The following is a 9,326-nucleotide window of genomic DNA, read 5'->3' as shown; positions in this document are numbered from 1 at the left end:
ACATGATCTCCATGTCGCCGCAGTAGACCTTGTGCGCCATCCTTACGGCCTTGCCGTGCAGGATGTAGACCTTGGACTCTCGTACGAACCTGAGATGGTCGCCGTGGTCGCGGGCGAGCGCGGCCTCGTACTCGTCGGCCATCGCGTCAGGATCGCTGTCGCCGGACATGCGGACGAGGTCGATGTCGGTGCTCGCGCGGCCGCCCGGGTTTCTGGAGAGCATCGCCTGGCCGCCCTTGAGCATCCAGTCGTCCGGGTTCGCGGCGAAGATGCGGGCGAGGGCGCGCTGGAGCGTGAACTGCTGCAGTTCGTCGAGCGGTGCTGTCCCACGGCGCCGGGCCTCCGCCTGCACCTGGCTCATCAGGTGACGCCAGAATCTCCGGAACTGGCGGGGATCGTTGCTGGAAGCGGGTGCGCCGTCCGGGTTCGGTGGGGGAGCGCTGACGCCGGCGCGAAGCCCTGCGGTGGAGTCTTCGTCGCCTGCGGTAGCGTTCGTGGACGTGCCAGATGTGCCCGCGGTGGCGTTCGTGGACGTGCCAGGAGATGTGGCCGTGGGTGCGGGTGTGGAGGTGTTCGCGGCCGGGTTCGTGGTCGAGTTCGCGGGCGGCAGCGTGATTCCCGCGCGGCGGAGCTCGATGATGCCCTGCATCGAGCGGCGGCGGGCCTCGATCGCCCGGCGAAGCGTGTCCGCGCCCGACTCGCCGGGCCGGGGCGACACGGTGGTCGCCAGCGTTGCCAGCACCTGAGTTTGCCTGTTGTCTGCCCGGGTGGCCGGATCTCTGCCCAGCAGCGCGTTGACCTGCTCCTGGAGCAGATCGGTCCGCGGCGGGGTGTCACCCAGCAGCAGGGTGGACAACCGCCGCAACGAGGTGAGCTCGTCGGCTGAGAAGGAGTACTCCGGTCCGGTGCCGTAGAGGTCCTGGGCCATCGTGACGAGGGCGTCCGTGTAGGCCAGGTGATCCGGCGTCAGGTTGCGCGCGTCACCGAACAGGACGTTCATCCGCTCCAGGCGCCTGAGGTGCTCCGCGAGCGGGCGGCCGTCGGACGGGAACGCGTCCAGCAGGCCGCGGACGTCGCCGGGCAGGTGAGCGGCGGGATCGTAGTCCGGGCGCGACCACTCCTCGGCGTTACCCCGCGTGGCGGGACGGACGAGGGGCACCTTGGGGCTGCCGGTGTTCTGGGGGACGAGTTCGAACAGGTGCAGCAGATGGCGGTCGCGGAGCCCAGCCGCCTCGGGGACCACGTGGCCGTCCCGGTCGAGCATGGGCCGTCCCTGCGCCCACATGAGCACCGCCGCGCCCAGCAGGTTCGCGTCGGCGCGGACGTCCGGGGTGGCGAGGTTTCGCCGGTTGGGGTCGTTCGGGTCCACGTATTCGTCGAACAGCCCGAAGAGGTGCATCGTCTCGTGCGCGAACAGCACCGGTTCCATGCCCGCGTACCAGCTCATGTAGTCGATGGGAGCGCGATGGCGGTAGGACGCCATCTGGTCCAGCGGTGTGGTGATCACCTCGCCGGCGCCGTACCAGCTCTGGCGGTCCGCGAAGTCGAACCCCCTGGTGCCGGTCCCCGAGTGCAGCCGTACCACCTTGCCGTCCGGGGCCGAGCCGGGCGCCGGCGAGAACTCCATCCGGACGTGCAACTGCGAGCCGTCGGGGAGTTCGTGCTGGTAGTTGTAGTAGAGATCCACTCCCATGAGCAGGCTGTCGTGCGCGGTGGCGATCTCCTCCGCGGTCACGCCGGGGTCGGCGCGGTAGTACACCCTGACGGTGAACTCGGTGACGGTTCGCTGTGCGCCCCGCCAGGGGACGAGCAGCCTGCGTACCTCCACGTCGGGGTGCAGTCCTGTGGCGGGCAGCCCTGACACGGTGACCCGGGCGGGCTCCGCCGACCTCCGCAGGCCGTCCCACTGGAGGGCCAGCGGCACCGCCCGGGGCTCGTAGGCGTTGGCGTGGCGCTGGGCGGCGGCGCCGGGCGGCGGGTCCACGTTGAGGTACGGCGTCCGCGTCGCATGATCCAGGCTCGACACGGTCGTGAGCCTGGTGTCGCCGGACGTGGCACCGGTGTTCCTGGTTTCCTGGCCGTCATCGGTGCCGGTGTTGGTGTCGGTGTTCGAGGTCGCGGCCGGTGCGGCGTCGGTGTGCGTACCGTTGAGGAGTTCGTCGATGCTTCTGGGCGCCGACTCCCCACGGTCGGCGGGAGCGCTCGGCGCCGCGTCCCTCTCATCGGCGGCCGTGTCCTGGCTCGCCGCCCGCTGCTGGTCGCCGGCCGCCTCCTCCGGGGCGCCCGGCGCCTGCTGGGCCGTCTGCCCGGAACGCGCCTCCCGGGAGTCGGCGGCCTGGTCCCGGTCCGCCTGCGCGTCAGGGCGCTGCTCGCCGGGATCTGTTTGTGCGGCGGGGCGTTGTTCGCCGGGATCTGTCTGTGCGCCGGGGCGTTGCTGGTCCGGATCTGTTTGTACGTCGGGACGCTGCTCGTCGGGGTCGGCCTGTGCGGTGGAGCGTTGCTGGTCCGGGCCGGCGGCCGTGGTGCCGGACGTTCTGAGCGGGGACGCGTCCGCGGGGGCGGGCGATCCCGCACGGGGCGCGGGCACCGAGGGACCCTGCTGCGCCGGCCCGCCCTGCTGAGCCTGTACGCCCACCGGGCCCCCCGGCTGGCTCGGCCCGCCGGAAGGAGACCCGTTCTGGGACCCGCCGGGGGACCCGTTCACCGGAGCCTGCAACCCGACGTTCGGCCCGCCGCCGGTCGTGGCGGGCTCCGTGCGCGCGAGGTGGGTGGCCGCGGCGGAATCGGCGACGGAGTTCAGTGCGCCGCCGGGGTTCAGCAAGGCCCCGGCCACGCTGGGGTCGAACGGGCTGATCGTGTTCGTCCGCCCCGCGCCGCCCATGAATCCGCCGACGAGGGACTCGGCCGTCGGCGGCGCCCACTGCCCGTACACCAGCCCGTTGGACACGAAGCTGCCCGCGGGTGAGGCCACCACGTTGTTCAGGCCGGTGTTCAGCACCCGCCCGGGGAAGCGCCGGAACGCGTTGCCCCATCCGGGCAGGTCGGCCGCGGTGCGGTTGAGGCGGCCGATCCCCGGGATGCTGTTGGTCAGCCTGGACACCGGCCCGCCCAGCTTGGTGCCGACGACCGCGCCCACCCCGGCTCCCAGCGCCGAGGCCATGGTCTTGTCCCAGTCCCAGCCCGTCCTGGTGCCCATCTGGATCTGCTTGTACTGGGCGTACGCGTCGATGAAGACCTCTTCGCCGATCTCCTCCACCAACTCGCGCACCAGAGCGGCGGACGCCAGCCTGGTCCCCACCGACGTGCCGCCCAGGGCGGCCAGCCTGCCGGTCGCGGCGACCCCGGCCGGCCTGGCCGCCACCAGGCCCAGGCGGGTGAGGATCCGCCCGATCGCCGCCCGCAGACCGGTCGCGGCGGGTCCCGCCGCCGTCGCGGCCGCACCTGCCGAGAAGAACGCGGCGATCAGCGCGATGGAGATGGCGACGATGGTCACCCAGAAGGCCACGTTGATCGCGATCTTGGAATACTGCGTCTCCAGCGCGAAGGCGTCGGCCTGGCGGGCGTACTGGTAGTGGGCGGCCATCTTCGACATCGCGCCGCTCTGATCGTCGAACATCTCCCCGATGCGGGAGAAGGCGGCGGGCCGGGCCGGAGAGTCCCATTCGGTGGAGATCGCGCGCAGCGCCGAGCCTGCGGGCTCGAAGACGTCGGCGTAGCTGTTCATGGCCAGCCGGTGCGCCTCGCGCAGTTGCCACAGGCCGCTCTCGCTCGCCTTGGGCCACGACTGCCCGGACGCGAGCATCGGGATCAGCCAGTCGTTCACCCAGCCGGGCAGCGCCTCCGTCTCCCACACCGGCTGCACGTCGGTGGCGGAGACGCCGCCGAACCCGTCATCCGACGCCAGCCCGCCCGGCGTCTGCGAGTTGACGTCCCCCCGGCCCCCTGCCATCCCGTCACACTTCCCGGGTGCCCTGGCCCCGGGCGAGGTCCGCGGCGATCCCGGTGTCCGTCGACCGGGAGTTGGCGATGGTCGTGTGCAGGCGGGGCCCGGCATCGGCGATATGGCCGACCAGCTCGGTCCCGGTCTCGATGAGCCGGTTCGGGCCGTCGAGCTTCATGTACTCGTGGGCGAACGCGCGGCCCTCCGCGCCGTCACCCCACGGAGCGGCGGCGTGGACCGCCTTCAGCTCCGCGGACACCGCGGGCCACTGCCCGGCGAGCGCGTTGGCCATGGTGTCCCACTGGGAGATCCCGTTCTCGATGGTCGTGCCCAGATACAGGACGTCGTCCTCAGGTCGTGCCACGAGACGTGTTCCTCCCGGCCATGCGATCCGCCAGCTGGTTCATCACGGTCTCCACGTCACCGTCGAGATGCGCCCGCAGCTGCTCGGTGGGGATCAGCGGTTCGAAGATCTCCAGGATGCGCTGCCGTGCCTTCTCCGTGGCGCTCTGGACGGTGCCGGTGATGACGTCGGCCAGCTTCCTGGCGTCCGGATGGCGGTAGATCCGGGGATCGATGTCCAGCCTGATCAGCTCGCCGCGCGCACCCACCGTGGCCGCCACCAGGCCGTCCTGCGACTTCTCCGTGACCTGCACGGCCTGCGCTTCCCTGCGCAGGTCGTCCCCTTCATCCTGCAGCCGCATGAAGGTCCGGCGGAGTTCGTCCGCGTAGGCCTGCATGCCAGCCACATCCGGCTCTTCCCACACATCCCTCACCCCCTGCCCAATGACATCAAAAACTAGCAAAGATTCGTATAGGTCACGTTAGGGACATGGGTCACTTGAAAGAAAGATGAACCGTGTTCTCCCGGAGATCCATGGCCTCATCGCGGGGCACCCAGCGGCGGTGGACACCACGCTCGATCCGTTCCAGCCTGAGGCGCTCGGCCACCGGCGTCAGGCCGCCGCAGTACTCGATCAGCAGCTCGCCGTCCCGGTCCGCGAGCACCAGGAACGGGGCGCCGCCCCACTCGCAGACCGTCGTCACGAACGACACGCGCTCGCACTCCGCGGCAGGCACGGGCCGCACCCAGCGGCCGGGAGCCGCCTGCTCGAAGCCGTCGGCCGGGCCCGGGGCGCGCAGGCGCAGCCACAGGCCGCCGGCCCGCAGCTCCGGGGAGGCGGTGTAGTCGGCGCCCCGCCAGCGGGCCAGGTAACGGGACCAGGTCATCGCGCCGCCTCAAGGAGCAGCCATCTGCTGAGGTCACCGTCGTAGACCGCCCGCCTGCGGGTCACCCCGTCCACGCCCAGTTCCACGATCTCGGCCCCGTACGGCAAGACGACCCCCGCCACCTTGTACTCCCTGATCGTCTGGTCGACGTTCGGCACGAGCCCCATCCCGATGAAGGGCGGCTCCTCGATCACCCAGCCGGCGACGGCGCGCATGCCCTCCTCGTCCGTCCCCCCGTAGGGCGTCGGGTAGAGGTCGAATCCGATGGCGGGCCAGCGCAGGATGTTCACGGACCCGCGGTCGGTGAGCACGTCGTCCTGACCCAGCGCGTCGGCGAGCACGGCGGGCGTCGCGATGTGGGCCACGTCGAGGGCGTGATGGCAGTATCCGGACACCCGTGGCTCGCCGTCGTCGAGCAGCGCCTGGATGTCGGCGGGGCGCAGCAGTTTCTGCACGATCGGGACGCCGGGCGCCACCGCGTGATCCTGCTGGAGCGTGGGCACCGCGAGCCTGGCCACCGTACCCGGCTCCAGGAAGAACGCGGGTTCCAGGCCCGCGTTGACCGCCAGCCCCCACCGCGGGTCGGGCCAGCCGGCGGCGAGCTCCGTCAGGGAGACGACCCGGTAGTGCCGGACCGCGCCTGCGCCGGCCGCCAGCAGCGCCGCTTCCGAGGTGTAGGCGACCAGCCAGGTCCGGCCGTCCGCGGCCCAGGTGGGCCAGGCCACCGGGTCGCGGCCCGCCGCGGCGCTCTCGCTGATCGGCAGGGCGAAGTCCGCCTCGCGCAGCAAGCTCAGGGCGAACGCGAGGTCACCCTGGGCGTGTGCCGCCGCCAGTTGCTGTTCGAAAGGAGTGGCCTGCCACATAGCGGACACCCTAGCGATCGCCGGAGGAGCGGCCCTCCGCATAGCGGACGCCTTCCGCGGTCGTCCGGGATGAATGGCTCGGACACTCTCCACGGTCGCCCGGCATGAGTGGCTCGGACACCCTCGGCGGTCGTCCGGGCGGATTGGCTGGGACGGCCTTCGCGGCGTCGGCGGGCGGACGATTCTGTCGTGCCTGGATGGCATCCTATGGGCGTGAGCATCCACGCCGTGAGCCCCATGTTCGTCGGGCGTGCCCGCGAGCTCGCCGCTCTCGGGGACGCACTGGCCACAGCGCGTTCCGGGGCGTCGTCCACCGTGCTGGTCGGCGGCGAGGCCGGGGTCGGCAAGACCCGGCTGATCAAGGAGTTCACCGGCCGGTCCGACGACGTGCTGGTGCTCGTGGGCGGGTGCCTGGAGCTGGGCACAGAGGGCCTGCCGTTCGCGCCCTTCACCGCCGTGCTGCGCGGGCTCGTGCGGGAGCTGGGCCGCGACGGGGTTGCGGCGCTCGTGCCCGGCGGCACCACGCGGGGGCTGGCGCGGCTGCTGCCCGACTTCGGGGAGCCGGACAAGGACGGCGCGGAGGCCAGGGCGCGGCTGTTCGAGCAGGTGCTCGGGCTGCTGGAGCGGCTGGCCGAGGAGCGTCCCGTGCTGCTGGTCGTCGAGGACGCCCACTGGGCCGACCGCTCGACCCGCGACCTGCTGTCGTTCCTGGTCCGCTACCAGCGCACCGCGGCCCGCCTGATGATCGTCGTCACCTACCGCACCGACGAGCTGCACCGCACCCACCCGCTGCGGCCGCTGCTCGCCGAGCTGGGCCGGATCGAGTGGGTGACCAGGGTGGAGCTGCGCAGACTCACCCGCAGGGAGGCCGTCGCCCAGGCGGCCGGCATCCTGGAGCGCGAGCCGTCCGCCGCCACCATGGACCTCATCTACGCGCGCAGCGAGGGCAACCCGCTGTTCGTCGAGGCGCTGCTCAGCGAGCCCGGCGGCGGCGACCCGCTCCCCGAGTCGCTGCGCGACCTGCTGCTCGCCGGCGTCGAGCGGCTGCCGGACGAGACGCAGGAGCTGCTGCGCGTGGCCAGCGCGGGCGGCCAGCGCATGGAGCACGATCTGCTCTCCGCCGTCGCCGGCCTCGACGAGAGCGCGCTCTCCCGCGCGCTGCGGCCCGCCGTCGCGGGCAACGTCCTGGTGGTCGACGGCGAGGGCTACAGCTTCAGGCACGCGCTCATCCGCGAGGCGCTCCACGACGATCTGCTGCCCGGCGAGCACACCCGCCTGCACACCCGCTACGCCGAGGCCCTGGAGCGCGACCTGTCGATCCTGCCCGCCCCGCGTGGCGCGATCGAGCTGGCGCACCACTGGCACTCCGCCCACAACTCGACGTGGGCGCTGATCAGCGCGTGGCGCGCGGCCGCCGCGGCCCGCAAGTCCACCGCCTACGACGAGCAGCTCAGGATGCTGTCCAGGGTGCTTGAGCTGTGGGACCAGGTGCCCGGCGCGGCCGAGCGCATCGGCTGCGACCGCTTCGAGGTGTTCAGGCAGACTGCCACGGTCGCCCACCTGGCCGGCGAGTTCGAGCGCAGCATCGCCCTGGCGACCGCCGGGCTCGCCGAGCTCGACCACGAGTCCGACCCGCTCAGGGCTGCCTCGCTGCTGCGCCAGCGCGGCCTGACCCGCTATGACCTGGGCCGCCCCGGTCACATCGACGACCTCCGCCGCGCGGCCGAGTTGACCCCCGCCGACCAGCCGAGCAAGCTGCGCGGCCAGGTTCTGGAGAGCCTGTCGCGGATGCTGCACGGGGCGGAGGACTGGCCGGAGAAGCTCGCCACGGCACGGCTCGCCATGGAGATCGGCCACGAGGTGGGCGACGCCACGGTCGAGGCCCACGCGATGATCAACCTCACCTGGACCCGCTACCGCTATTCGGAGATCGAGGCCCAGCTGGTGGCGTTCGCCGAGGCCCGGCGCCTCGCCGCGGCCGGTGGGGCGTTCAACGCGCTGATGCGGTGCGCCATCTCCGAGTCCGACGCGCTGGAGGGCGCGGGCCGGCACGAGCAGGCAGCGCAGGTGGCCCGCGACGGCATCGAGGAGGCCGGACAATACGGCCTCGCCCGCACCTCCGGCACGTTCCTGTCGATCAACCTGGCCGAGCCGCTGGTGTCGCTCGGGCGCTGGGACGAGGCGCTCCAGGTCATCGAGCACGCCCTCGACCTGGTGCCGCCCCCGCCCTACCGGTCCAGCCTGCAGGGGTTCGCGGTGGACATCGCGCTCGCGCGGGGGCAGCTCGACCGGGCCGAGCACCTGCTGGCGTCGTCGCGGAGCATCTTGTCGCGGGGGACCTACCGGGATCAGTCGGTGCTGCCGCACCTGTGCAGAGAGGTGCGGCTGCTGCAGGCGCGCGGGCAGGTGCAGGAGGCGGTGGAGCTGGCCGCCCGCACGCTGGAGGAGCGCGATCTGCTCAACGCCCCCCGTTACTCATGGCCGGTGCTGGTGGTCTTCGCCCAGCTGGTCGCCGACTCGCCCGGCTCGCTCGCCCGGCTCTGCGCTTCGCTCGTGCCGCGGCTGCGGGCGCTGGGGCAGTCGCTCGACGTCGAGGGGGACCTGCAGGAGGCGCATCGGCTCACGTTCAGCGCGCTGATCGCGGCTCTGGCCGGCTCCGAGGTCTCCGGCAAGCGGCCGCCTGCCCTCCCGGCAGATCGGCTCTCGTCCGCCGCGCTGATCGAGGTCGATCGGCTGGCGGCGTGGGATCGGGCGGTGGCGGCCTGGGAGGGGCTGCGGGAGCCGTACGCGGAGGCGTGGTGCCTGGTGCGGGCGGCGCAGGCGGCGCTGGCCGGCGGCGACCGGCAGGCGGCGGGGGCGCGGCTGGTGCGGGCGCGGGAGCTCGCCGGGCCGCTCGGGGCGACACGGCTGCTGGAGCAGCTCGACGTGTTCGGACGTCGCGCCAGGATCGGCGGGCCTGAGGAGCCGGGGGACGGGCATCCGCAGGGGTTGACGGCTCGCGAGCTGGAGGTGCTGCGCGAGGTGACCGACGGGCGGAGCAACCGGGAGATCGCGGGGGCGCTGTTCATCTCGGTCAAGACGGTGAGCGTCCACGTCTCCAACATCCTCGCCAAACTCGCCGTCGCCACGCGCGGCGAGGCCGCCGCCACGGCTCATCGACTGCGCCTGTTCGACTGACGGGCGCTCGAGGAAAACCCTTTTTATTTTTTACGGCGGAGCACGGTGGGCGGCCACCCGCCGACCGTGGCCGGGGACCTCCAGGAAAACGGCCTCTGACCGGTGCGGGGCCGGCC

General features: G+C 72.4%; 6 protein-coding genes. 1 reads left to right on the top strand and 5 read right to left on the bottom strand.

Going from position 1 to position 9,326, the window contains the following annotated elements; all coding sequences use genetic code 11:
* From ITP53_RS51120 to ITP53_RS51100, 5 genes are all read right to left on the bottom strand, one after another.
* The coding region (locus ITP53_RS51120) for a WXG100-like domain-containing protein (protein WP_195902739.1) at positions 1-3,949 on the bottom strand (3,949 nt) is incomplete at its 3' end.
* A 4-nt stretch (positions 3,950-3,953) separates the two neighbouring features.
* A complete protein-coding gene (locus ITP53_RS51115) occupies positions 3,954-4,304 on the bottom strand; it encodes a hypothetical protein (RefSeq protein ID WP_195902738.1) in 351 nt (116 codons plus the stop codon).
* The gene (locus tag ITP53_RS51110) at positions 4,291-4,680 is read right to left on the bottom strand and encodes a YbaB/EbfC family nucleoid-associated protein (protein ID WP_195902737.1); all 390 of its coding nucleotides are present in this window, start codon (positions 4,678-4,680) and stop codon (positions 4,291-4,293) included. The genes ITP53_RS51115 and ITP53_RS51110 overlap by 14 nt, the downstream gene beginning before the upstream one ends.
* A gap of 97 nt (positions 4,681-4,777) precedes the next feature.
* Positions 4,778-5,170 carry a hypothetical protein gene (locus ITP53_RS51105; protein WP_195902736.1) on the bottom strand — a complete coding sequence of 131 codons (393 nt, stop codon included), beginning with the start codon at positions 5,168-5,170 and terminating at the stop codon, positions 4,778-4,780.
* Positions 5,167-6,033, bottom strand: a complete 867-nt coding sequence (locus tag ITP53_RS51100; RefSeq protein ID WP_195902735.1) for an SseB family protein — start codon at positions 6,031-6,033, stop codon at positions 5,167-5,169. The genes ITP53_RS51105 and ITP53_RS51100 overlap by 4 nt, the downstream gene beginning before the upstream one ends.
* 213 nt (positions 6,034-6,246) lie before the next feature.
* On the opposite strand from ITP53_RS51100, the gene ITP53_RS51095 reads away from it, so the two are divergent.
* A complete protein-coding gene (locus ITP53_RS51095; RefSeq protein WP_407941404.1) occupies positions 6,247-9,210 on the top strand; it encodes a helix-turn-helix transcriptional regulator in 2,964 nt (987 codons plus the stop codon).
* The last annotated feature ends 116 nt before the right edge of the window (positions 9,211-9,326 follow it).

This window comes from Nonomuraea cypriaca (assembly GCF_015645445.1).
GTDB lineage: Bacteria > Actinomycetota > Actinomycetes > Streptosporangiales > Streptosporangiaceae > Nonomuraea > Nonomuraea cypriaca.
The sequence above is the reverse complement of the archived record's forward strand: the minus strand, read 5'-3'. Positions and strand labels throughout refer to the sequence as shown.

Bases quoted from the DNA above. Each gene is read 5' to 3' on its own strand.
- ITP53_RS51105 (WP_195902736.1), bottom strand. From the start codon at position 5,170: ATGACCTGGTCCCGTTACCTGGCCCGCTGGCGGGGCGCCGACTACACC.
- ITP53_RS51110 (WP_195902737.1), bottom strand. From the start codon at position 4,680: ATGCAGGCCTACGCGGACGAACTCCGCCGGACCTTCATGCGGCTGCAG.
- ITP53_RS51100 (WP_195902735.1), bottom strand. From the start codon at position 6,033: ATGTGGCAGGCCACTCCTTTCGAACAGCAACTGGCGGCGGCACACGCC.